Source organism: Streptomyces sp. NPDC002386 (genome assembly GCF_053593175.1).
In genome coordinates this window covers 345,411-368,614 of sequence record NZ_JBSFBX010000007.1, presented here as the reverse complement: position 1 = coordinate 368,614, position 23,204 = coordinate 345,411, and the positions used below count along the sequence as shown (strand labels likewise).

The following is a 23,204-nucleotide window of genomic DNA, read 5'->3' as shown; positions in this document are numbered from 1 at the left end:
CTAGGCCCGGCCACCGGGTCCGCGACGTCCTCGCGGCACCCGGTGCCGCGTCTCCCGGGGGACGCCCCCGGGACCCTCGGCCGAGGACTCAGGCCAGCCCCGCCACCAGGTCCGCGACGTCCTTGCGGCGGCCCGTGAAGAAGGGGACCTCCTCGCGGACGTGCCTGCGGGCCTCGGAGCCGCGCAGGTGGCGCATGAGGTCGACGATGCGGTACAGCTCGTCGGCCTCGAAGGCCAGCATCCACTCGTAGTCGCCGAGCGAGAACGAGGCGACCGTGTTGGCGCGGACGTCCGGGTAGCCGCGGGCCATCTTGCCGTGGTCGGCGAGCATGCGGCGGCGGTCCTCGTCGGGCAGCAGGTACCAGTCGTAGGAGCGCACGAAGGGGTAGACGCTCACGTAGTTGCGGGGCGTCTCGTCGGCGAGGAACGCCGGGATGTGCGAGCGGTTGAACTCGGCGGGGCGGTGCAGCGCCATGTTCGACCACACCGGCTCCAGCGCGCGGCCGAGCCGGGTGCGCCTAAAGAGGTTGTACGCCTCCTGGAGCTGGTCGCTGGTCTCGGCGTGCCACCAGATCATCACGTCGGCGTCGGCGCGCAGCCCGGAGACGTCGTAGGTGCCGCGGACCGTCACGTCCTTCGCGGCGAGCTGGTCGAACAGCTCCTGGACCTCGTCGGCGTAGCCCGCGCGGTCCTCCGGGAGCACGTCCTTCAGCTTGAAGACGGACCACAGCGTGTAGCGGATGACCTCGTTGAGGTCCTTGGCCAGCTTGCCCTTGTTCGGGATCCTGCCGGTCTCGGTGGTGGGGGCGTCGTCACTCATGTGCCTATTCTCCCGCTCCGCCGTGCAGGCTCTGCACCGGGTCGGCCGTCAGCTTGCGCACACCGTCGAGGTCGCCGGCGAGCTGGTCGACGGCCGCGTGGGCGCTCGCGACGCAGGCCGGGATGCCGACGCCGTCGTACTGCGCGCCGCACACCGCGAGGCCCGGCAGCCTGGCCACGTGCTCGCGGACGCGGGCCACGCGCGCGTGGTGGCCCACCGGGTACTGGGGCAGCCCGTCGGTCCAGCGGGTCACGCGGGTCTCCAGCGGCGTGGCGTCCAGGCCGGTGGCCTCGCGCAGGTCGTGCCGCGAGACGTCGACCAGCTCGGCGTCCTCGCGCCGGAGCACCTCGGTCTCGCCGTGCCGTCCGACCGAGGTGCGCAGCACGACCACGTCCGGGTCCTCGTCGGCGATCCAGCCCCACTTCCGGGAGGCGAAGGTGGACGCCTTGATGGTGCGGCCGTCTACGGGCGGCACCAGGAAGCCGCTGCCCTCGGGCAGGGCGAGGCCGGTGCGGCGGTAGGCGAGGGTGATCAGGGCCATGGAGGCGTACTCGACGGCGGCGAGTTCGGCCGCGGCCTCCGGGGACTCGGCGCTCAGCAGCGCGGCGGCGGCCGGGGCGGGTACGGCGACGATCACCGCGTCGGCGTCCAGCACCCGCTCCCCCGCGGTGACCCGCCAGCGGCCGGACGCCTCCCGGCGCAGTCCGGTCACCGGGGTGCGGCAGAGGACGTCACCGCCGAGGGCGCGCACCGACTCGGCGACCGCGAGCGGCAGCCGGCCCACACCGCCCTCGATGCCCATGAACACCGGCCCGGTCCGCCGGTCGGCCTCGGCCCTGGCCTGGATGTCGCGCACGGCCTCGGTGAGGGAGTCGTGGGCGCGGGCGGCCCGGAAGAGCTGCGGGACGGCCGAGCGCATCGAGATGCGGTACGCGTCGCCCGCGTACACCCCGCCCAGGAGCGGTTCCACCAGCCGGTCGACGACCTCCCGGCCGAGCCGCGCCGCCACGTACTCGCCGACCGCCACGTCGTCGCCGATCTCGGTGCGGGGCAGTACGGCGTCGCGCCCGATGCGGGCGAGGCCCTCGTCGGACAGCACGCCGGCGAGGGCGGCGGCGGTGCCGGGGACGCCCATCACATGCCCCTTGGGCATGGGGCGCAGCGCGCCGCGGGTCCAGATCGACGCGGTCGCGGTGGCCGGCGGCTGGAGCCGCTCGGCGAGGCCCACCTCACGGGCCAGGGCGACCGCCTCGGGGCGGCGGGCCAGCATCGACTCGGCACCGAGGTCCACCCGGACGCCCGCGATCTCGCCCGGGAGCAGCTTGCCGCCGACCCGGTCGGAGGCCTCCAGCACGGTCACCCGGGCGCCTCGCCGCAGCAGCCGGTGGGCCGCGGCCAGCCCCGAGATGCCGGCTCCTACGACGACGACATGCCCCGAATGCGTACCCGTTGCGCTCATGTCCCCACTCTCTCAGACCCCGCCGGCGCTCCCGTCCCGGGCCGGTGTCCGGGACGAGTCCGGACCGTGACCGCATCGGAACCGGCACGCCCCAACGGTCCGGGCCGCCCGGGCGTCGAAGGAGCGTCAGAGGTCATCGCCGTCGTGTCTCACCGTTCCCGGGGGTACCGCCATGCGCGCACCACGTTCCGTACGACCCGTCCGGGCCCTGTCCGGGGTCCTGCTCGCCGCCTGTCTGGCTCTGGCCGGATGCAGCGCCGCGGACGACTCGGGCGGCGGCTCCGCCAAGTCCGCCGCGGACGGCGCGGAGCGGCAGGCGGGTGCCGCCGGCGGAAAGGCGGAGGACGCGAAGTCCGCCCGCCGGACGCCCGCGTCCGTGCCGAGCGCCGTCATCCGCACCGCCTCCCTCACGGTCGAGGTCAAGGACGTGCCCAAGGCGCTGGAGGAGGCCCGCACGACCGCGGAGAGCGCCGGCGGTTACGTCGGCGGCGAGAACACCGGCCGGGACTCCGACGGCCACGAGTACACGCGCGTGGTGCTGCGGGTGCCGTCCGCGCGGTACGACGAGGTCCTCGGCGATCTGCAGGGCGCCGGCCGGCTCGTCGAGCGCACCGCGAAGGCGCGGGACGTCACCGACCAGGTCGTGGATGTGGACAGCCGGGTCAGGTCGCAGCGGGCGAGCGTGGCCCGGATCCGGACGCTGATGGACCGGGCGACCAAGCTGAGCGACGTCGTCACCCTGGAGGGCGAGCTGAGCAGCCGGGAGGCGGACCTGGAGGCGCTGCTCGCCCAGCAGGCGTCCCTGAAGGACCGCACCAGCCTGGCGACCATCACCCTGTCGCTGTCCGAGACGCCCGTGAAGAAGGCCGCCGAGGACGGCACGCCCGGCTTCGTGGACGCGCTGTCGGGCGGCTGGCACGCGTTCGTCACGATGCTGCGCTGGATCGCCCTGGTCCTGGGCGCGCTGCTGCCGTTCGCCGCGCTCGCCGCGCTGCTGGCCCTGGTGTGGGCGCGGCTCGTCCGGCCCCGGCTGCCGCGCCGCCCGGAGCCGGTCCCCGCACCGGCGACGGCCGCGCCGGGTCCGCTGCCGCACGCGCGTCCCGCGCGCGAGCCCGGTCAGGACTGACGCGCGCGGGCCCGGTCAGGACCGAAATGGCCGCGCACCGTAGCGTGTTCACATGAGCGTGAACGGTGGGCGGGACGGCAGGCGACGGCTGGTGGTGATCGGCGGCGACGCCGCGGGGATGTCCGCGGCGTCGCAGGCGCGCCGGATGTCGGGCCCGGACGAACTGGAGATCGTGGCCTTCGAGCGGGGCCACTTCAGCTCCTACTCGGCGTGCGGGATCCCGTACTGGGTGGGCGGTGACGTGCCCGAACGCGACCAGCTCGTCGCGCGCACCCCGGCCGAGCACCGCGCGCGCGGGATCGACCTGCGGATGCGTACCGAGGTCGTCGGGATCGACGTGGCGGGGCGGCGGGTACGCGCGCGCGACGTCGAATCCGGCGCGGAGTCGTGGACCTCGTACGACGGGCTGGTCATCGCCACCGGCGCCCGCCCGGTCCGCCCCGACATGCCGGGCGTGGACGCGCCGGGCGTGCACGGGGTGCAGACCCTGGACGACGGCGAGGCGCTGCTGGACTCGCTGGAGCGGGCGACCGGCCGACGCGCGGTGGTCGTGGGCGCCGGCTACATCGGCGTCGAGATGGCCGAGGCGCTGATCAACCGGGGCTTCGAGGTGACGGTCGTCAACCGCGGCAAGGAGCCCATGTCGACCCTGGACCCGGACATGGGCCGGATGGTGCACGGGGCCATGGAGGGCCTCGGCATCACCATGGTGAACGACGCCGAGGTGACCAAGCTGCTCACCGGCGAGGACGGCCGGGTCCGCGCGGTGGCCACCGAGGACGCCGAGTACCCGGCGGACATCGTGGTCCTGGGCATCGGTGTGCGCCCGGAGACCTCCCTCGCCCGCGCGGCGGGGCTGCCCCTCGGCGCGCACGGCGGCCTGCTCACCGACCTCGCGATGCGGGTGCGCGGCCACGAGGACATCTGGGCGGGCGGCGACTGCGTCGAGGTGCTGAACCTGGTCTCGGGACAGGAGCAGTACGTTCCGCTGGGCACCCACGCCAACAAGCACGGCCAGGTCATCGGCACCAACGCGGCCGGCGGCTACGCCACCTTCCCGGGTGTGGTCGGCACCGCGGTCAGCAAGGTCTGCGACCTGGAGATCGCCCGCACCGGTCTGCGCGAGAAGGACGCCCACCGGGCGGGCCTGCGGTTCGAATCGGTCGTCATCGAGTCCACCAGCCGGGCCGGCTACTACCCCGGCGCCTCCCCGATGACGGTGAAGATGCTCGCCGAGCGGGGCACGGGCCGGCTGCTCGGCGTCCAGATCGTCGGCCGGGAGGGCGCCGGCAAGCGGGTCGACGTCGCGGCGGTGGCGCTGACCGCGCAGATGACGGTGCAGCAGATGACGGCCCTGGATCTCGGGTACGCCCCGCCCTTCTCACCGGTGTGGGACCCGGTCCTGGTGGCGGCGAGAAAGGCGGCGGCGAAGGTGCGGGCCTCCCAGCGGTAGGCGGTCAGGCCGTGGTGCTGATCCGCGGCAGGGAGGTGACGCCCCCGCCGGCCGTCACGGCCGCGGGCTGCTCCCCCGCGGGTTTGGCGTGCGAGGCGGACGGCCGGGTGGACCGCAGCCGGTAGCTCACCGCCTCGTCCAGCGTCACCGGCCGCTGCATCTGCGCCGCCAGCCGCCCGGCCTCCTGACCGAGCCGGGCGACGTCCTCCCAGGGGAGCCTTATCACCAAGGACAGCTCGGCCTCGCCGTCGGGCAGCGCCTGCATCGCGGTCACCTGCGGAGCGTTCGCACTCATCGCCTGATCCTCACGTCGGTTGAGAGGACATACGCGGCCGCGCCCGCCGGCGTTCACCGATTCACGCGCCGTATCCCGGGCAGTACTTCTGTGTGGTCATCCCCGTCCATGACGTGAACCCGGCGCGCCGCACCCCCTATGTCACGTACGCCCTCGTCGCCGCCAACGTCCTCGTCTTCCTCGTCACCCCCGGCACCCTCGGTTCGATGCCGGGTTCGAGCGAACTGGCGCAGCTCTGCCACGTGCAGGCCTTCATGGACCACTACGCGGCGGTCCCGAGGGAGCTGATCCACCATCAGCTGCCCCGGGTGGTCCCGACCGGCGGCGTGGGCGTGGGCCCGCACGGCCCCGGGTGCGTGGTGGCGGCGCCCGGCTACGACAAGTCCCCGGCGCTGTCCGTGTTCACCGCGATGTTCCTGCACGGCGGCTGGCTGCACCTGCTGGGCAACATGCTGTTCCTGATGATCTTCGGCAACAACGTCGAGGACCGGATGGGTCACATCCGCTTCTTCCTCTTCTACGTCTTCTGCGGCTACGCGGCCGGCTACGGCTTCGCGCTGCTCAACGCCACTTCCGCCGACCCGCTGATCGGCGCGTCCGGCGCGATCGCCGGTGTGCTGGGCGCCTATCTGGTGCTGTATCCGCGGGCGCGGGTCTGGGTGCTGGTGCCGTTCCTGGTCTTCCTGCCGCTGCGGCTGCCCGCCTGGCTGGTGCTGGGCTTCTGGTTCGGGCTGCAGGCGGTGTACTCGTCCGGGCACGGGGTGTCCGGCGCCGGGACGGTGGCCTACTCGGCCCACGTGGTCGGCTTCGTGGTGGGCATGCTGCTGGCCTGGCCGCTCAAACCGGGCACGCCGCCACCGCCGGAGCCGCGCCGCCTGGTGTTCGGCAGGCAGGCGCGGCCCCGTCAGGTGTGGTGAGCGGTGGGCGTACGGTGCGCGGCCGCGCTCAGCGGGCCGTGCGGGTGTGGACGTAGTCCACGAGCCGGGTGAGCGCGTCCGGGTCGGTGTTCGGCATGACGCCGTGGCCGAGGTTGAAGACGTGGCCCTCCAGACCGGCGGCCGCGTCGAGCACCTCGCCGGCCCGGGCCTCGACGGTGTCCTTGTCGGTGAACAGCACCGTCGGGTCCAGGTTGCCCTGGAGCGCCTTGCCGGGTCCGACGCGGCGGACGGCCTCGTCCAGCGGGACGCGCCAGTCGACGCCGACCACGTCGGCGCCGGCCTCGCCCATCAGCCCCAGCAGTTCGCCGGTGCCGACGCCGAAGTGGATGCGCGGGACGCCGTAGCCGGCGACGGCGTCGAACACCTTCGCCGAGGCGGACATGACCGACTTCCGGTAGTCGGCCGGGGCCAGCGCGCCGACCCAGGAGTCGAAGAGCTGGACCGCCGAGGCGCCCGCCTCGATCTGCACCTTCAGGAACGCGGCCGTGATGTCCGCGAGGCGGTCCAGCAGGTCGGCCCAGAGCTGCGGGTCGCCGTACATCATCGCCTTGGCGTTCTCGTACGTGCGCGACGGGCCGCCCTCGACCAGGTAGCTCGCCAGGGTGAACGGCGCCCCGGCGAAACCGATCAGCGGGGTCCCGCCCAGCTCGCGGGTGAGCAGGCCGATGGCCTCGGTGACGTAGGAGACGTCCTCGGGCGTGAGGTCGCGCAGCCGGGCCAGGTCGGCGCGGGTGCGCACGGGCTGCTCCACGACCGGGCCGACGCCGGGCTTGATGTCCAGGTCGAGGCCGATGGCCTTGAGCGGGACGACGATGTCGCTGAAGTAGATCGCCGCGTCCACGTTGTGCCGGCGCACCGGCTGCAGCGTGATCTCGGTGACCAGCTCGGGCCGCATGCAGGACTCGAGCATCGGGACGCCCTCGCGCACCTTTCGGTACTCGGGCAGCGAGCGGCCGGCCTGGCGCATGAACCACACGGGGGTGTGCGGCACGGGTTCACGCCTGCACGCCTTGAGGAAGGCGCTGTCGTACGTAGCGGTCGGCTGCTTGCCCGTGGGGCTTCCGTTGGCACTCACGTCGGCAAGTCTCGCACGGCCGCGAAGCGAGAAGTGCGGCCGCCCTCAGGGGTGTCCTCCCTGCACCGGGGCGCTGTTCCCCTTACTCTTCCCCGCATGGCTGCGGCTCAGGGACGATCGTCGGACGGCGCTGACGGAATGGACGATACGAAGGACTCCGCTCAGGCGGAGGGCCGGACAGGGACGGCGGCGCCGCCGGCGTTCCGGGCCGCGGTCGACGCGCTGCGCACCGCGCGGCTGCGGCCGCAGATCGAGGTGGAGGCGACGCCCGCCCCGCAGCGGCTCGCGCCCTTCGCGTACGCGCTGGAGGCCGCGGTGGTCGACGGCGACGAGGACCTGGCCGACGGACGGCTGGTGCTGCTGCACGACCCGGCCGGGCACGACGCCTGGCACGGAACCTTCCGGCTGGTGACGCTGGTGCGCGCCGAGCTGGAGCCGGAGATGGCGGCCGACCCGCTGCTGCCCGAGGTCTGCTGGTCGTGGCTGACCGGGGCGCTCCAGGCCCGCGGCCTGACGTACGGCGAGCCGAGCGGCACCGTCACGCGCGCGAGTTCGCACTACTTCGGCGGGCTGTCCGCGCGCCCGGCCGCCTCCCAGATCGAGATCCGCGCCTCCTGGACGCCGCGCGAGGGGCACGGCGGGGCACCGGACACGGCCGCGCACCTGGCCTCGTGGTGCGATCTGCTGGCCCAGGTCGGCGGTCTTCCGCCGGCCGGTCCGGGGGACGCCTCGGTGGTGACCCTGCCGCAGCGCAGGGGTCCGCAGTCACGGTGACCTGAGCGCCGGACGTACCGGATTCATCCTCTTGGGCGGCCTATTGACTCTCTCTTTGTCGATACGGCCACTTTCTGACCTCGAATCGCATCGGCTCGAACCGATTCGATCTTCGGATGATCGATCGCCTGTCCGAATTGAACGGATTGTTACTCACTAGATCGTGATCATTCTCTAAAGGCGCACGCCTCTGCTGCCGAAGACGACTGTGACCCTGAAAGCACGTTTGTCCCGGCTTCCTCCCCACAAGCCGGCCCCGTCCCCCCACCCAGGAGGCCTGGTGTCCGTTCTCCTCGAGCAGCCCGCAAGCCTGGTCGCCTACCGCCCGAACAAGCCGACCGCCATGGTGGTCGTGGCCGACCCGCGCGTCCGTTCCACCGTCACCCGCCATCTGTGGGCCCTCGGTGTGCGCGACGTGATCGAGGCCTCGTCCGTCGCGGAGGCTCGTCCCCGCATCGGCAACCCCCGCGACATCTGCGTCGCCGACGTCCATCTGCCCGACGGCTCCGGCCTGACCCTGCTGTCCGAGACCCGTGCCGCGGGCTGGCCCAACGGGCTGGCGCTCTCGGCCGCCGACGACATCGGCGCCGTCCGCAACGCCCTCGCGGGCGGGGTCAAGGGCTACGTCGTCACCGGAACCCGAACCAACATCGGCCTCCCCACCCGGCCCGGCGCCGCTCCCCTCGGCGCCGGGCCCGGCCGTATGCACCGCCGCCCCCCGGGTGCCCCGAGCCACCCGGGCGGCTACCGCGAGCTGTCCGGACGGGAGGTCGAGGTGCTCCGCCTGGTCGCCGAAGGCCAGTCCAACAAGGCGATCGGCGTCTCGATGGGCCTGTCCGCGCTGACCGTGAAGAGCCACCTGGCCCGTATCGCCCGCAAGCTCGGCACCGGCGACCGCGCCGGCATGGTGGCCGTGGCCCTGCGGACCGGCATCATCCACTGACCCCCACCGACTCCTCCGTACGCCTCGTGAGCGCAGCATCCGTTCACTCATATGAACCGGAAGTTTCACCGGCCTGACTGGTTTACGACCCTGCGGCGCCCGTCGACGGAACGTTCCGTCGACGGGCGCCGTGCACACACGGATACCCTTGACAGGTGACCGACGCCCAAGAGACCGCAGCAGACAGTTCCGTGCGCACCACCGGGGGCACCCCTCCGGACGACGCCGGGGCCTCTGTGCTGGGGGCGCCGACTCCGCTGCTCGAACCCCGTGAGGGCATTCCGCCCGTGATCGCCGACGAGGCCGCGCTCGCCGAGGTGATCGCGGCCTTCGCCGCCGGCTCCGGCCCCGTCGCCGTCGACGCCGAGCGAGCGTCCGGATACCGCTACGGCCAGCGCGCCTACCTGGTACAGCTCCGCCGCGAGGGCGCGGGCAGCGCGCTCATCGACCCCGTCGCCTGTCCCGACCTCTCCGGTCTGGGCGAGGCGCTGACCGGCGTCGAGTGGGTGCTGCACGCGGCCACCCAGGACCTGCCCTGCCTGCGGGAGATAGGCATGGTCCCGACCCGGCTGTTCGACACCGAGCTGGCCGGCCGGCTCGCCGGGTTCCCCCGGGTCGGTCTCGGCGCCATGGTCGAGGGCGTGCTCGGCTTCGTCCTGGAGAAGGGCCACTCCGCCGTCGACTGGTCGACCCGGCCGCTGCCGGAGCCCTGGCTGCGCTACGCCGCCCTGGACGTCGAACTCCTCGTGGACCTGCGGGACGCCCTGGAGAAGGAGCTGGACCGGCAGGGCAAGCTCGACTGGGCGCTCCAGGAGTTCGGGGCGATCGCGGCGGCGCCGCCCGCCGAACCCCGCAAGGACCCCTGGCGCCGCACGTCCGGGATGCACAAGGTGCGGCGGCGCCGGCAGCTCGCCGTCGTGCGGGAGCTGTGGCAGACGCGGGACCGGATCGCGCAGCGGCGGGACGTCTCACCGGGCAAGGTGCTGTCGGACGCGGCCATCGTGGAGGCCGCGCTCTCGCTTCCGGCCAACGTGCACGCGCTGGCCGCGCTGAACGGGTTCGGGCACCGGGTGGGACGCCGTCAGCTCGAGCAGTGGCAGGCGGCGGTCGACCGGGCGAAGGCGCTGCCCGAGGCGCAGCTGCCCCAGCCGGGGCAACAGGTCACCGGACCGCCGCCGCCGCGGGCGTGGGCCGACAAGGACCCCGCCGCGGCGGCCCGGCTGTCGGCCGCGCGGGCGGGGGTGTCGGCGCTGGCCGAGCAGCTCGGCATGCCGCAGGAGAACCTGGTCTCCCCCGACACCGTGCGGCGGGTGTGCTGGGAGCCGCCGGCCGCGGTGGACGCCGGGACGGTGGCGGACGCGCTGGCCGGATACGGTGCGCGGCCCTGGCAGGTGGATCAGGTGACCCCCGTCCTGGTGGCGGCGCTGGCCGGCACGGCCGCCTGATCCGGAACCCTGACGTCTGATCCGGAACCCTGACGTCTGATCCGGAACCCTGACGCCTGATCCGGAACCCTGACGTCTGATCCGGAACCCTGACGCCTGATCCAGAACCCTGACGTCTGATCCGGAACCCTGACGTCGAAATCACGCCAAGATCCTGGGCGCGTGCACGCGCCCCGCTTCCAGATCCCGGGGCCGTGTCCACGCGTCCCGTCCCGCGGCCGAGGGCCCGCGCCCCGGACGGGGCGCGGGCCCTGTTCGCAGGGGTCACGGCCTCCGTACCCGCGGACACGGGAGCGGGCCCGGCCGCGCGCCCCGGCGGATCGGCACCGGGCTCCGCAGACGCGGGCGGCCCCGCGGGTGTGACGTTCGCCGCTCCGGCCGGGGGGAGGGCTGGGCAGTCACGTTACTCACAAGTAGCATGGCCCGTAAGCAAGCGCTCAGCATCCCGCACCTGGAGGAGAGCCATCGTGCCTCGTACCGTCAGGGACGTCGTCTTCGTCGACGGCGTCCGCACCCCGTTCGGCAAGGCGGGCCCGAAGGGCATCTACCACGAGACCAGGGCCGACGACCTCGTCGTCAAGGCGATCCGGGAGCTGCTGCGCCGCAACCCGGGTCTGGACCCGAAGAAGATCGACGAGGTCGCCATCGCGGCGACCACCCAGATCGGTGACCAGGGCCTGACCCTCGGCCGCACGGCCGGCATCCTCGCGGGCCTGCCGCAGTCCGTCCCCGGCTACTCGATCGACCGCATGTGCGCCGGCGCCCTGACCGCCGTGACGACCACCGCCGGTTCGATCGCGTTCGGCGCCTACGACGCCGTCATCGCCGGTGGCGTGGAGCACATGGGCCGCCACCCGATGGGCGAGGGCGTGGACCCGAACCCGCGCTTCGTGAGCGAGAAGCTGGTCGACGAGTCCGCCCTGTTCATGGGCATGACCGCCGAGAACCTGCACGACCGCTACCCGACCATCACCAAGCAGCGCGCCGACGAGTACGCCGTGCGCTCGCAGGAGAAGGCCGCCAAGGCGTACGCCGACGGCAAGATCCAGCAGGACCTGGTGCCGGTCTCGGTGCGCCGCACCAACCCCGAGGCCGGCGAGACCGGCTGGGGCCTGGTCACGGCCGACGAGCCGATGCGCCCGGGCACCACCCTGGAGAACCTGTCGGGCCTCAAGACGCCGTTCCGCGTCCACGGCCGGGTCACCGCGGGCAACGCGGCCGGTCTGAACGACGGTGCGACCGCGTCGATCATCGCGAGCGAGGACTTCGCCCGCGAGAACAACCTGCCGGTCAAGATGCGCCTGGTCTCCTACGCCTTCGCGGGCGTCGAGCCCGAGGTCATGGGCTACGGCCCGATCCCGGCCACGGAGAAGGCCCTCGCCCAGGCGGGGCTGTCCATCTCCGACATCGGTCTCTTCGAGATCAACGAGGCCTTCGCCGTCCAGGTCCTCGCCTTCCTGGAGCACTACGGCATCGCCGACGACGACGCGCGCGTCAACCAGTACGGCGGAGCCATCGCCTACGGCCACCCGCTGGCCTCCTCCGGCGTCCGTCTGATGACGCAGCTGGCCCGCCAGTTCGAGGAGCAGCCGCACGTCCGCTACGGCCTGAACACCATGTGCGTCGGCTTCGGCATGGGCGCGACGGTCATCTGGGAGAACCCGCACTTCGAGGGGGACAAGTGAGCACCACCGCTGAGCTTTTGAAGGGTGCGGCCGAGCTGTTCCCCGACGAGGTCGTGACGTCCGCGCACGTACGCCACCTCGACCTGCCGTTCGGTGCGGGGCGCTTCGCGCTCATCACCCTCGACAACGGCTTCGACCACACCAAGCCGACCACCTTCGGTCCGGCCTCGCTGGCGAACCTCAACACCGCGATCGACCAGGTCGAGGCGGAGGCCGCGGCCGGTGACATCGTCGGCGCCGGCATCACCGGCAAGCCGTTCATCTTCGCGGTCGGCGCCGACCTCAAGGGTGTCGAGCTGCTGAAGAACCACGAGGACGCACTCGCCATCGGCAAGGGCGGCCACGAGGTCTTCAAGCGCCTCGCGGGCCTCGCGGTCCCGACCTTCGCGTACTACAACGGCGCGGCCATGGGCGGCGGCGTCGAGGTCGGCCTGCACTGCTCCTACCGGACCGTCTCCAAGGCGATCCCGGCGTTCTCCCTGCCCGAGGTCTTCCTCGGCCTGGTCCCCGGCTGGGGCGGCTGCGCGCTGCTGCCGAACCTGATCGGCGCGGAGAAGGCCGTCTCGGTGATCATCGAGAACAGCCTCAACCAGAACAAGCAGCTCAAGGGCAAGCAGGTCTTCGAACTGGGCATCGCCGACGCCCTCTTCGAGGGTGCCGACTTCCTGGAGCAGTCCCTCGTCTGGACGGCGAACGTCCTCAAGGGCGACGTCACCGTCGAGCGCCCGGCGATCGACCGCGGCGAGGCCTGGGACCAGTCCGTCGCCCGCGGCCGGTCCATCGCCGACGGCAAGGTGCACGGCGCGGCCCCGGCCGCCTACCGGGCCCTGGAGATCATCGAGGCCGCCAAGAACGGCGACCTGCAGCAGGGTTACGACGCCGAGGACAAGGCCCTCGCCGACCTGATCATGGGTGGCGAACTGCGCTCCGGCATCTACGCCTTCAACCTCGTCCAGAAGCGCGGCAAGCGACCCGCCGGCGCCCCGGACAAGAACCTGGCCCGCCCGGTCACCAAGGTCGGTGTCGTCGGCGCCGGTCTGATGGCCTCGCAGCTCGCCCTGCTCTTCCTGCGCCGCCTCGAGGTGCCGGTCGTCCTGACCGACATCGACCAGGAGCGCGTCGACAAGGGTGTGGGCTACGTCCACGCCGAGATCGACAAGCTGCTCGGCAAGGGCCGGATCAACCAGGACAAGGCCAACCGCCTCAAGGCGCTGGTCACCGGTGTCCTGGACAAGGCCGAGGGCTTCTCGGACGCCGACTTCGTCATCGAGGCCGTGTTCGAGGAGATCGGCGTCAAGCAGCAGGTGTTCGCGGAGGTCGAGGCGGTCGCCCCGGCGCACGCGATCCTCGCCACCAACACGTCCTCGCTGTCGGTGTCGGAGATGGCGTCGAAGCTGAAGCACCCCGAGCGGGTCGTCGGCTTCCACTTCTTCAACCCGGTCGCGATCCTCCCGCTGCTGGAGATCGTCCGCGGCGAGAAGACGGACGACGCGTCCCTCGCGACCGCGTTCGCCGTCGCCAAGAAGCTGAAGAAGACCGCGGTCCTCACCAAGGACGCCCCGGCGTTCGTCGTGAACCGCATCCTCACCCGCTTCATGGGCGAGATCCAGAACGTCATCGACGAGGGCACCCCTGTCGAGGTCGCCGAGAAGGCCATCGAGCCGCTCGGTCTGCCGATGTCCCCGCTGGTGCTGCTGGAGCTGGTCGGCCCGGCGATCGGTCTGCACGTCTCGGAGACCCTCAACCGGGCCTTCCCGGACCGCTTCACGGTCTCCCCGAACCTCGCGGCCGTCGTCAAGGCGGGCAAGCGCGGCTTCTACGTCTACGACAGCGGCAAGCCGGAGCTGGACCCGGAGGTCGCCGCGCTGCTGAAGCAGGGCGACACCGTCCTGACCGAGGAGCAGGTCCGCGACCGCGTCCTGGACGCGGTGGCGCAGGAGATCGGGCTGATGCTCGACGAGGGCGTCGTCGCCGAGGCCCAGGACATCGACCTCTGCCTGATCACGGGCGCCGGCTGGCCCTTCCACCTGGGCGGCATCACGCCGTACCTGGACCGCGAGGGTGTCTCCGAGCGGGTGAACGGGAAGCGGTTCCTGGAGGCGGGCGTGGCGAGCGTGCCCGCGTAAGCGCTCCCGTCCGGGAAGCCTGAGAGGTGTGGGGCGACCGCGGACCGGCTGTGGCCGGTCACGCTGTCGCCCCACACCTCTTTCACCGGGACCGGTGAGGCGGCGGGCCTACACGTCCGACGCCGCGAGCTCCGCGATCGCGGCCGTCGCGCGGGCGCAGTTCTCGCGGTCGTCGAAGGCGAAGAACGCGCGCGCACGGTAGTCGTACTCCCGCTCGCGCACACACCCGTTGCCGAGGTAGCGGATCACCTCGTTCACCACTTCCTCGACGTTGCCGCACACGGGCCCGAACCCGTCGTGCGCCGCCTCGAAGTAGCCCTTCCGGGCGTGCTTGGCCCAGTACTCGTCCGGGTCGAACCGGGCGTAGACGAGCGGCGTGCCGAGGTAGGCCATGTCGAAGTGGACCGAGGACCAGTCGGTGATGAACAGGTCGCACTGGCGCAGGGCCGTCTGCACGCTGGTCTTCGTCTGGTCCAGGCGCTGCACCCGGGGGTGATCCGGTACGACCCCGTCGACCATGTTCCGCATCTCGTAGTGCGGCAGGAAGTCGAGTACGTAGTCGTAGTGCTCCAGCGCCTCCATCAGCTTCGGGTGACCCAGCAGCTGCACCAGGAACTCCCGGTACGTCGACTCCCGGAAGATCTCGTCGACCGCGTCCTGGTCGGCACCGTCCTGCTGGAGGTAGGAGGGGATGGTCAGGTACTTGCGCCAGGTGGGCATCAGCAGGACGCGCCGTCGGCCGCGGTCCGGCTGCAGGGCGTCGAAGCGCGGGAAGCCCAGCGCCTTGGCCCGGTCTCCGTAGTGCATGTGCTCGGAGAAGTACCGGGCCTCCCGGTCACTGGTCGCGAACACCAAGTCCACACCGGTCCGGTTGCGGTGCAGGGCCTTGCTGCCGTCCTCGTCGGTGACGCCGTGCTGGAGGAAGACCCGCCGGGCCCCCACGCGCCAGTTGAGGTGCTTGAGGTACCTGGTGCGGTCCCAGCCGTCGGGGAGCATGTACGAGTCGATGTCGTAGGCGTTGACGAGCAGCGACGCGTGCAGCATGAGCAGCTTGTGCTTCCAGGAACTGTGCGCCACCACGTTCCCCAGGCGCTTCAGCTTGGCCCGGTCCGGGCTGCTCTTGTCGATGACGTAGTAGGCCTTGCGGCGGCGCTCGTGCGTGCGCAGATAGGTGAACAGGTGCAGGCTGTTGTCCTGCGCGGTGTCCTTGCGCTCACCGATCAGCCAGATCTCCTTGCGGCGGAAGAACCTGAGCGTGGCCCGCCGGATGGCGCGGGCGCGCCAGAAGGGCGCCTTGCGCTTCTTCTGGTCCTCGTCCATGCCCTCCAGGAATTTCTCCCAGGCCCGGTCGCCGTCCCGGCCCAGCGCCTCCCGGACCACCAGGACCGTGTTGTCCTTCCCCTGCGACAGCGGAAGGATCCACCGGTCCGCGACCTTCATCGGGCGGGCGCCGCGCAGCATCGCGGTGGTGGTCATGCAGGGACGCGAGACATCACGGCCGGCGGTGCAGAACACCAGCTTCAGCGGGAACTCGCCGTCCTTGAGGGCGTCCGCCGGCACGACCGCCTCGAACCCGCCCCAGGCGAGATCGTCCCGCGTCGCCATCAGGTCGCTGCGCCACACCTGCCGCGCGGTCACCAGCTGACCGCTCTTCTCCACCCACAGCTGCAGGGGGTTGCGCATGGGCCGGCCCATCGGGAACCCGTTGAGCACGAACCGGCCGGCGACGAGGACTCCGCCGGACTCTGGCTCCGCCTGGATCCGTTCCACGTGCACGCTGGTGGAGGAGACCTTCGTCAGCGGGAGCAGCGCGCTCGGCACCGTGATGTCGAGGTAGAGGTCTCCGCCTCGTCCGTACAGCCCGCTGATCTCCTGCTCCGGGCGCGCGAACAGCTCGTACAGGTTCATGTACATCGCGAGGAACGGCACCCGGTGACGGGTGTCGTGGGTGGAGGCCAGGACCGCGTCCGGCGGTACCTGGGTGAAGACCGCGCGGGCCCGGTAGAAGAGCCTGAGCAGTTCCTCCTCGGGCAGGACCTGCGGGGCGCGCAGGGCGAAACCCTGGTAGCTGCGCACCAGGAACCGGTTGAGGACCTCCTGCCGGTGGGCGGAGAGGCGGGGCCGGAGCGTCATCAGGTACTCCTCCAGGAGGAGGTGGTCCCAGTAGTTCTCCGTGCGTTCCCACAGCTTGTCCATGGTGGAGTCCGCGGTGGCGCGCTTGCGGTACCGGTAGACCGTGTTCGGCACCATCGCGATGCGGTCGGCGAGCAGCATGGCGGGAACCGAGAAGAACGCGTCCTCGAAGTGCACCCCTTCGCGGAAGCGGATGTCGTTCGCGCGGATGAACTCGACGTCGAAGAGTTTGTGGCAGGCGCTTCCCCCGTGAATCATCTCGGGGATGTTCTCGATGCCGGGATGCACCTGGACGTGCTTCGCGAAGTAGCGGAGCCAGGGCCAGTTGGTCTCCTCGGGGAACGTCTCCATCCGCCCGATGGTGAGCGGCACACGCTCCTTGACCGCGGTCCGCCACATGGTTTCCAGGGCGTCGTCGGGCAGGACGTCGTCGGAGTCGCAGAACGTGACGTAGCGGGCGCTGACCAGTTCCAGTCCCGCGTTCCTCGCCCCGCCGGCCTTGCCCTCGGGGTGCACGAGCGCCCATACGTTCTGGTGCCGGGCCGCGAAGTCCGCGGCGATGGCGGGCGAGTCGTCGGCGCTGCCGTTGTCGACCAGGATCACCTGGCAGCGGCTGAACATCGTCTGCCGCGCCAGGGAGTCGAGGCACTCCTGGAGGTATCTCTCCACGTTGAAGATGGGCACGACGACGGCGACGTCGTAGAGGGGATCGAACACGTGTGACTCCTGTTTTCTGCCGCGTACCCCATTTGTGGAGCGGACCCTGATCAGTGCTGGGTGGACTCGATGACGAGCCGGGCGGTGCCGTCCTCGGCGGTGACGCGCGCGAGGCCGTGGAATCCGTTGCCGCCCGGTTGCCGGGCCAGCGCCGGGGAGACCGTGCACGGGCGCGAGACGTCCCTGCCCCGGGTGCACAGCACCAGACGGACGGGGAAGGAGCCGGCCGGGAACTCGCGGGGGTCGATGGTGACGCTGAAGACGGCTCCCGCCTCGCCGGGTCGGTCGTGCGCCTGCCCGTGGTTGACCGCGGGCAGGGTCTTGCCGCTCCGTTCGAACCAGACCTGCAGTTCGAGCTTGGCCAGCAGTTCGTCGGGAAGGCCGTTGAGGGAGAACCGGCCGTGGACGACCGTCGTCCCGCCCTCGCCGGGGGAGACCCCCTCGATCCGGGCCGGGACCGACGTGACCTTGGTGAGCGGCAGCCCCCAGGACGTCCCCGGATAGTCGATGTGCAGGTCCCCCTCGCGGCCGAAGACCGAGCCGAGGACGGAGGCCGGTCGGTAGAAGAGGTCGAAGTCCCCGAAGTGCAGCGCGAGGTAGGGGATGCGGTGCCTGGTGTCGTTCGTGCTGCGGGCGAACTGCTCCGAGGTGATCCCCCAGTAGAGCGTGCGGCAGCGCTCGAAGAGCTGCCGGCAGTCGGCCTCGCCGAAGACCCGCGGCGCCCTCAGCAGGAAGCCCTGCATGCTGCGGATGAGGAACCGCTCCAGCGTCTCCTGCTCGTACGGCGTGAGTCCCTGGCGCATGCCCGCGAGGGACTCCAGCATCATCAGCTGGTCGGCGTAGTTCTGCGGGAGGTCCCAGATGGTGTCCATCACGGAGGTGCCGTCGCCACGCCTGCGGTACTCGTAGACGGGCGCGTCGACCAGCGCGATGCGCTCCGACAGCAGCAGCGCGGGCAGCGAGACGTAGGCGTCCTCGAAGGCGGTGCCGGTACCGAACCGGATGCCCTGGGAGCGCAGCAGGTCGAGGTCGAAGATCTTGTTCCAGCAGGAGGCGGAGTGGATCAGGTCGGGGACGTCGACGACGCTGCCCACCGTCTTGACGTTCTTGCCGAAGTACTTGTGCCACGGGGCCTTGACCGGCTTCGGGACGTGCTTCTCGCGGCCCACGACGACCGTGGCCCTGGTCCTGACGATGGTGTCCCGCAGCACCTCGAGCGACCGCTCGGGCACGGTGTCGTCGGCGTCCCAGAAGACGATGTACGGCGTCGTGGCCATGTCCATGCCCAGGTTGCGCGCGTCGCCGGCCCGGCCCTGAGGCTGCGAGACCAGGTCGACGTTGGCGTGCGTGTCGGCGAACTCGCTCGCGATCGCCACCGACTGATCGCTGCTGCCGTTGTCGACGAGGATCACGTGGGCGCGCGCGAAGGCCGTCTGCGCGGCCACCGACCGCAGGAACTCGGCGAAGAAGTTCTGGACGTCGCGGAACGGCACGACGACCGTCACGTCACGGCTGGCTTGGGACATTTTTCCTCCTGGCACACCACATCACTGATACGACCCCCCAACGAGGCGGTCGATCGCTTCCAGCGCCCTCACGCTGTTCCGCTGGTCCCGGTACTCGAAGAACTTCTCCACCCGCAGCAGGTATCCGGGCTCCCGGACGCACCCCGACCGCAGGTAGCGGACCACCTCGTCCACGACCTCCCCGACCGTTTCGCCGACCGGCCCGAATCCGTCCCGGCGGGCATCGAAGTAGCCCTTCTGGTAGTGCCCGTCCCAGTACTCCTCGGCATCGAACTGCGCGTAGACCAGGGGAGTTCCGAGGTAGGCCACGTCGAAGGCGGTGGAGGACCAGTCGGTGACGAAGAGGTCGCAGCGCCGCATGGCCTCCTGCACACCGACCTCGTTCTGGTCGACGATCCGGACCCGGTCCCGGTCCGGGACCATCTCCCCGACCATCGCGCGCATTTCGTAGTGCGGCAGGAATTCCAGGGTGTAGTCGTACCGTTCCAGCGCGGCCAGGAGAACGGGGTCGTTGAGGAAGCGGACCATGAACTCCCGGTAGCCGGAGGCCAGGAACCGGTCGCGCGCCGCCTGTCGTGCCTCGTGGCCGCCGTCCCGGCTGTAGGAGGCGACGGCCAGATAGGCGCGCCACGTCGGCATGAACAGGACGGTGCGGCCGCCCCGGGCGGGGACCAGCGCGTCGAAGCGGGGGAAACCGATGACCTCCACCTGCCCCTCGTAGCCCAGTTCCTCCGACAGGAACCACCCCTCGTGCCGGCTCACCGCGAGGATGAGGTCGACGCCCGTGCGGTTGCGGTGCAGGCCCTTGCTGACGTCCTTGTCCGTCACACCGTGCTGGAGGAAGACCCTGCGGGCGCCCACGCGCCAGTTCAGGTGCTTGAGGTAGCGGGTCCGGTCCCAGCCGTCGGGCAGCATGTAGGTGTCGATGTCGTAGGCGTTGACGAGCGCGGACGCGTGCAGCATCAGCAGCTTGTGCTTCCAGGAGCTGTGCGCGACGACGTGCCCGAGCCCCGCCAGACGGGCCCGGTCGGGGCTGCCGGCCCGGATGACGTAGTACGCGCCGCGCCGCTTCCCGGCGGTGCGGGCGTGGCGGAACAGATGCCGGCCGTTGTCCTGCGCGGTGTCGCCCCGTTCGGCGAAGAGCCAGATGTCCCGGCCGAGGAAGAGCGGCGCCAGCGGCTTCGTGAACAGGCGTAGCAGGCGCTGCTTCCAGAACGGCCGGCGGCGCAGCACGTGCTTGGCGTCCTTGACGAGGAGGCTGTCCAGGACCCCGCGCCCGCGCCACCGGCGCGCCCCGGCGGAGACCATGAGGACCGCGCGGTTCTTTCCCTTCCAGTGCGGCACCACGCGGGTCCCGCCGTGCTCGACCACGCGCGCCCCGCGCAGGTAGCCCGCGGCGACCAGGCACGGGGTGGCCGCCCGGCCGTCCCCGGTGTCGAGGACGAGTTCGAGGTCGTGGACCCCGGGCCGCAGGGCGTCGAGGGGCAGGTCGGCGGTGAAGCCGCCCCACTCCGTGTCGGGCCGCGTGTTCCGCAGGTCCCGCCGGCGGACCTGCGCGGCGGGGACGCCGAGGCGGCTTCCCCGGACCCGCAGGCCGAGCCGCCCCGCCAGGGGCCGCACCAGGGGCATGCCGCTGATCTCGAACCGTCCGGCGATCCGCAGCGTCCCGGTTCCCGGCAGCAGACGGACGTGCTCCAGATGAGCGGTGAAGGGCGTGGCGTGCGCCAGCGGGGCGAGCCGGTCCGGCAGTCCGCCGGTGAGGTACGGGCGGCCGTCGCGCACCACGGGCTCGCGCAGTCTCGCCGCCCGGTCCGCGAAGAGGCCGAAGTCCCCGGTGAGGAAGGCGAGGTAGGCCACACGGTGACGCGCGTCGGCGGTGGCCCTGACGACCACATCGGGCGAGACGTTCCAGTAGACCGCGCGGCACCGCGAGTAGATCTCCTCCAGCTCCGCCCCCTGGAAGAGGTCGGGCGCCCGGAGCGCGAAGCCCTGGTAGCTCCGGACCAGGAAGAGGTCCAGCACGGCTCGCGATGACTCCGGGAGGCCCGCGCCCATCCGGTGCAGGTGCTCGACGAGCTGGAGGTGGTCCCGGTAGTTCTGCCGCCGCGTCCAGATCGCGTCCATGGTGGAGTTCCCCGCGGCGCGCTTGCGGTACCGATAGACGCAGGCGTCGACCAGGGCGAGCCGGCCGGCGAGGACGAGCGCGGGTACGCCGACGTAGGCGTCCTCGAAGTGGACGCCCTCCGCGAAGCGGATCGCGTGGGAGCGCAGGTAGGACAGGTCGAAGAGCTTGTTGCAGGCGCTCGCGCTGTGCACCAGTTCGGGCATCTCGGCCAGGCTGGCGAACGTCCGGTCGCCCTTGCCGAAGTGCTCCTTCCAGGCCCAGTTGGTCGGTTTGGGGAACGTCTCCATCGCGCCCACCACGACCTGGGCGCCGGTCGCCACGGAGGCGTCCAGCATGCGTTCGAGCGCGGTGGGCGGGAGCACGTCGTCGGAGTCGCAGAACGCGATCCGCGCACCGGTCGCCCGGTCCATGCCGAGGTTGCGGGCCGCTCCGGCGCCGCCGCCGAGGCGCACCAGCACCGTGGTGTTGGTGTGGCGGGACGCGAACTGTGCGCAGAGCCGGTAGGAGCCGTCCGTACTGCCGTTGTCGACGAGTATGACCTCGCAGCGCTCGAACACGGTCTGCGCCTCTATGGAGGCCAGACACTCCGGGAGGTACTGCTCCACGTTGTAGACCGGCACGACCAGCGTGACGTCGTAGGAATTCATCTGTCGGGGGACTCACTCGCGTGCGGTGCGGAGGGGAAGGGGAGGTCATCGGCCGGCGGCATCGATGCTCCTCCCCGTCTCGGCGGGGCGCTCCAGGACGTTCTCGGGCTCCGCGACCTCATAAGGGCTGGGCACCGGGAAATACGTCTCGAGGAAGCGCGCGAGCATCAGCCGCTGCGCTTCCGGGTCGGCCGATTCCACCGTGTCGTTGAGGCAGAAGGTGTCCATGTTCCGGTTGGCCAGGAGCGTGTTCAGGCGCCGCTCGGCCAGCTCGGCCGAGAGGTCGATGTACCGGTACTGGATATCGCCCACCGTGGCCCGGGCGGAGTGGTACGCGAAGTAGTGGTGCAGTGAGGAGGCGATCGGTACGTCATCGGGCGACCGGAAGCGCGAGTTCTGGGTGTCGGCGTGCTGCTCCGCGAAGGTCTCCTCGATCTCCTGCAGCACGCTCCTGCGCAGCGCGTGCGGCGTGTGCTTCATCTTCTGGGAGATGGCGGTGCCGAACTTCTGCGCGATGAGCCACCGGCTGTTCTTGCCCGCGGCGTTGACCGGCAGATCGGCCGAGGAGACGCCGCCGCCCGGAATCAGCGCCGGCGAGGTGAAGAACTTGGTGATGCCGTTCGGGTGGAAGAAGTGGGCGGGCGTCACCGGCCGGCCGAAGAACACGTCGTCGTTGAGGTAGAGGAAGCACTCCGAGAGCCCCGGGATGTGGTGGAGCTGACTCTCGATGGCGTGCGAGTTGAACGTCGGCAGGGCGGCGGGGTCCGAGAAGATCTCCCGGTGGTCCACCACCCGGAGGTTCGCGTGCTGGGCGTGGAGCCAGGACGGGACCTGGCCGGCCGTGACGAGGTAGATGTTGCGCACCCAGGGTGCGTTCTGGTGGAGCGACCGCAGCGAGTAGCGCAGTTCGTCGCGGCTGGTGTAGCGCGAGTCGTTCGCCGCCTGCTCGTGCAGCCCGTCCGCGGGCAGCCGCCCTCGCGCGCGGTCGCGGGAGGCCCGCCAGACCGGGTCCGAGTCGTCCACCCAGGTGTACACGACGTCGATGGGGAAGCGGTGGTCCTCCGGGAGCGGCACCGCGAACTCGGCCAGCGTCCTGGCCTCCCCCGTGTGGTACGCGGAGGGTATGGGGCTGAACAGACTCTGCGGTGCCGACTTGCGCGGAGCGCTCGCCGGAACGGCGTCGATGACCCGGTTGGGCCGCGGGGCCCGCAGCTCCCCGTCCCGCTCCGTCCACACCTCCAGGTCGCATCCGGAGGCCGCGCCGAAGACCAGCTGCTGGGTCGGGTCGCACACGTACCAGGCGACCCGCAGCACCTTGTGCTTGCGCAGTTGCCGCCACGACCGCTCCTCGTCGCCGGGCTCCATGCGGGCCTCGTTGCCGTCGGCCGGCCCCACGTAGCCCGGGGCCTGCGCGAAGGCCGCCCGGAGCAGTTCCTCGACCAGCGGGCGGGACGCGGCGAGGACGGCGACGGCGGGCAGTCCGCTGTTCGTGCCGCGCACGCAGAAGTAGTCGATGTCCGCCGCCTCCAGGACGGAGACCAGGATGTTCAGGTTGCGGGCGCGGGCCGCCCAGTCCGTCGCGCCCTCGACCAGCAGCGCACGCATGTGGCGGCGGCCGACGCGGACGACCCGCCGGCTGTGGGCGGTGCTGTGCCGGGGCGCCTTGCGCTTGCCCCCCATCGCCCAGACCACCGTGGCGGAGCGCATGGAGTCCGCGGCGGTGAGGGAGGACTTCACGGCCTTGCGGACCGGGGTCGGCACCCCCCGCACGATCCGCCGTCTCGCGCCGGTCGGGACCGCTGACCGGTACGCCGAAATCAGCGCCCCGGCCTCAGGGTTGTCCGAGCCGACCACGAGGCATCCACCATTCCACACCAGCAATCCGTCAAACTTTCACATAATGATCTCCTAAAAGTT

The 23,204-nt window shown here is 71.4% G+C and carries 16 protein-coding genes; 8 read left to right on the top strand and 8 right to left on the bottom strand.

Going from position 1 to position 23,204, the window contains the following annotated elements; genetic code table 11:
• Positions 1-88: 88 nt before the first annotated feature.
• Both hemQ and hemG read right to left on the bottom strand, forming a co-directional pair.
• Entirely contained in the window at positions 89-820 is a 732-nt protein-coding gene (gene hemQ, locus ACWCPN_RS17145) for a hydrogen peroxide-dependent heme synthase (protein WP_451206594.1), read from the bottom strand.
• A gap of 4 nt (positions 821-824) precedes the next feature.
• Positions 825-2,279 (bottom strand): protoporphyrinogen oxidase, encoded by a 1,455-nt coding sequence (gene hemG, locus ACWCPN_RS17140; RefSeq protein WP_451206591.1) that lies wholly within the window; start codon positions 2,277-2,279, stop codon positions 825-827.
• A gap of 172 nt (positions 2,280-2,451) precedes the next feature.
• Here hemG and ACWCPN_RS17135 point away from each other — a divergent pair, with 172 nt between their 5' ends.
• Positions 2,452-3,405 (top strand): DUF4349 domain-containing protein, encoded by a 954-nt coding sequence (locus ACWCPN_RS17135; protein ID WP_451206589.1) that lies wholly within the window; start codon positions 2,452-2,454, stop codon positions 3,403-3,405.
• Positions 3,406-3,457: 52 nt separating this feature from the next.
• Positions 3,458-4,858 carry an FAD-dependent oxidoreductase gene (locus ACWCPN_RS17130; RefSeq protein ID WP_451206586.1) on the top strand — a complete coding sequence of 467 codons (1,401 nt, stop codon included), beginning with the start codon at positions 3,458-3,460 and terminating at the stop codon, positions 4,856-4,858.
• A 4-nt stretch (positions 4,859-4,862) separates the two neighbouring features.
• Here the strand turns inward: ACWCPN_RS17130 and ACWCPN_RS17125 are convergent, their stop codons facing one another.
• The gene (locus tag ACWCPN_RS17125; protein WP_393430246.1) at positions 4,863-5,123 is read right to left on the bottom strand and encodes a hypothetical protein; all 261 of its coding nucleotides are present in this window, start codon (positions 5,121-5,123) and stop codon (positions 4,863-4,865) included.
• 122 nt (positions 5,124-5,245) lie between these two features.
• Between ACWCPN_RS17125 and ACWCPN_RS17120 the strand changes: the two genes are divergently transcribed.
• Positions 5,246-6,070, top strand: a complete 825-nt coding sequence (locus ACWCPN_RS17120) for a rhomboid family intramembrane serine protease (RefSeq protein ID WP_392293381.1) — start codon at positions 5,246-5,248, stop codon at positions 6,068-6,070.
• Positions 6,071-6,098: 28 nt separating this feature from the next.
• On the opposite strand, the gene hemE is transcribed toward ACWCPN_RS17120, so the two are convergent.
• On the bottom strand, positions 6,099-7,166 hold the full coding sequence (gene hemE, locus ACWCPN_RS17115; RefSeq protein WP_199212479.1) for a uroporphyrinogen decarboxylase: 1,068 nt from the start codon (positions 7,164-7,166) through the stop codon (positions 6,099-6,101).
• A 96-nt stretch (positions 7,167-7,262) separates the two neighbouring features.
• On the opposite strand from hemE, the gene ACWCPN_RS17110 reads away from it, so the two are divergent.
• The 5 genes from ACWCPN_RS17110 to ACWCPN_RS17090 all read left to right on the top strand — a co-directional run bounded on the left by ACWCPN_RS17110 (position 7,263) and on the right by ACWCPN_RS17090 (position 14,139).
• Positions 7,263-7,940 (top strand): DUF3000 domain-containing protein, encoded by a 678-nt coding sequence (locus ACWCPN_RS17110; RefSeq protein WP_451206582.1) that lies wholly within the window; start codon positions 7,263-7,265, stop codon positions 7,938-7,940.
• Between the two features lie 280 nt (positions 7,941-8,220).
• Complete coding sequence (locus ACWCPN_RS17105) at positions 8,221-8,883, top strand: response regulator transcription factor (RefSeq protein WP_365127676.1); 663 nt, start codon at positions 8,221-8,223, stop codon at positions 8,881-8,883.
• A gap of 155 nt (positions 8,884-9,038) precedes the next feature.
• Positions 9,039-10,328, top strand: a complete 1,290-nt coding sequence (locus tag ACWCPN_RS17100) for a ribonuclease D (RefSeq protein ID WP_451206579.1) — start codon at positions 9,039-9,041, stop codon at positions 10,326-10,328.
• Between the two features lie 467 nt (positions 10,329-10,795).
• Positions 10,796-12,013 (top strand): thiolase family protein, encoded by a 1,218-nt coding sequence (locus ACWCPN_RS17095; protein WP_451206576.1) that lies wholly within the window; start codon positions 10,796-10,798, stop codon positions 12,011-12,013.
• Positions 12,010-14,139, top strand: a complete 2,130-nt coding sequence (locus ACWCPN_RS17090) for a 3-hydroxyacyl-CoA dehydrogenase NAD-binding domain-containing protein (RefSeq protein WP_451206573.1) — start codon at positions 12,010-12,012, stop codon at positions 14,137-14,139. Before ACWCPN_RS17095 ends, ACWCPN_RS17090 begins: the two co-directional genes overlap by 4 nt.
• Before the next feature lie 108 nt (positions 14,140-14,247).
• Here the strand turns inward: ACWCPN_RS17090 and ACWCPN_RS17085 are convergent, their stop codons facing one another.
• The 4 genes from ACWCPN_RS17085 to ACWCPN_RS17070 are packed head-to-tail and all read right to left on the bottom strand — an operon-like array spanning position 14,248 to position 23,141.
• Entirely contained in the window at positions 14,248-16,989 is a 2,742-nt protein-coding gene (locus ACWCPN_RS17085) for a bifunctional glycosyltransferase/CDP-glycerol:glycerophosphate glycerophosphotransferase (RefSeq protein WP_451206570.1), read from the bottom strand.
• A gap of 50 nt (positions 16,990-17,039) precedes the next feature.
• A complete protein-coding gene (locus ACWCPN_RS17080) occupies positions 17,040-18,515 on the bottom strand; it encodes a glycosyltransferase family 2 protein (protein WP_451206567.1) in 1,476 nt (491 codons plus the stop codon).
• Between the two features lie 21 nt (positions 18,516-18,536).
• On the bottom strand, positions 18,537-21,287 hold the full coding sequence (locus ACWCPN_RS17075) for a bifunctional glycosyltransferase/CDP-glycerol:glycerophosphate glycerophosphotransferase (RefSeq protein WP_451206564.1): 2,751 nt from the start codon (positions 21,285-21,287) through the stop codon (positions 18,537-18,539).
• 45 nt (positions 21,288-21,332) lie between these two features.
• The gene (locus ACWCPN_RS17070) at positions 21,333-23,141 is read right to left on the bottom strand and encodes a stealth family protein (protein WP_451206561.1); all 1,809 of its coding nucleotides are present in this window, start codon (positions 23,139-23,141) and stop codon (positions 21,333-21,335) included.
• Between the last annotated feature and the right edge of the window lie 63 nt (positions 23,142-23,204).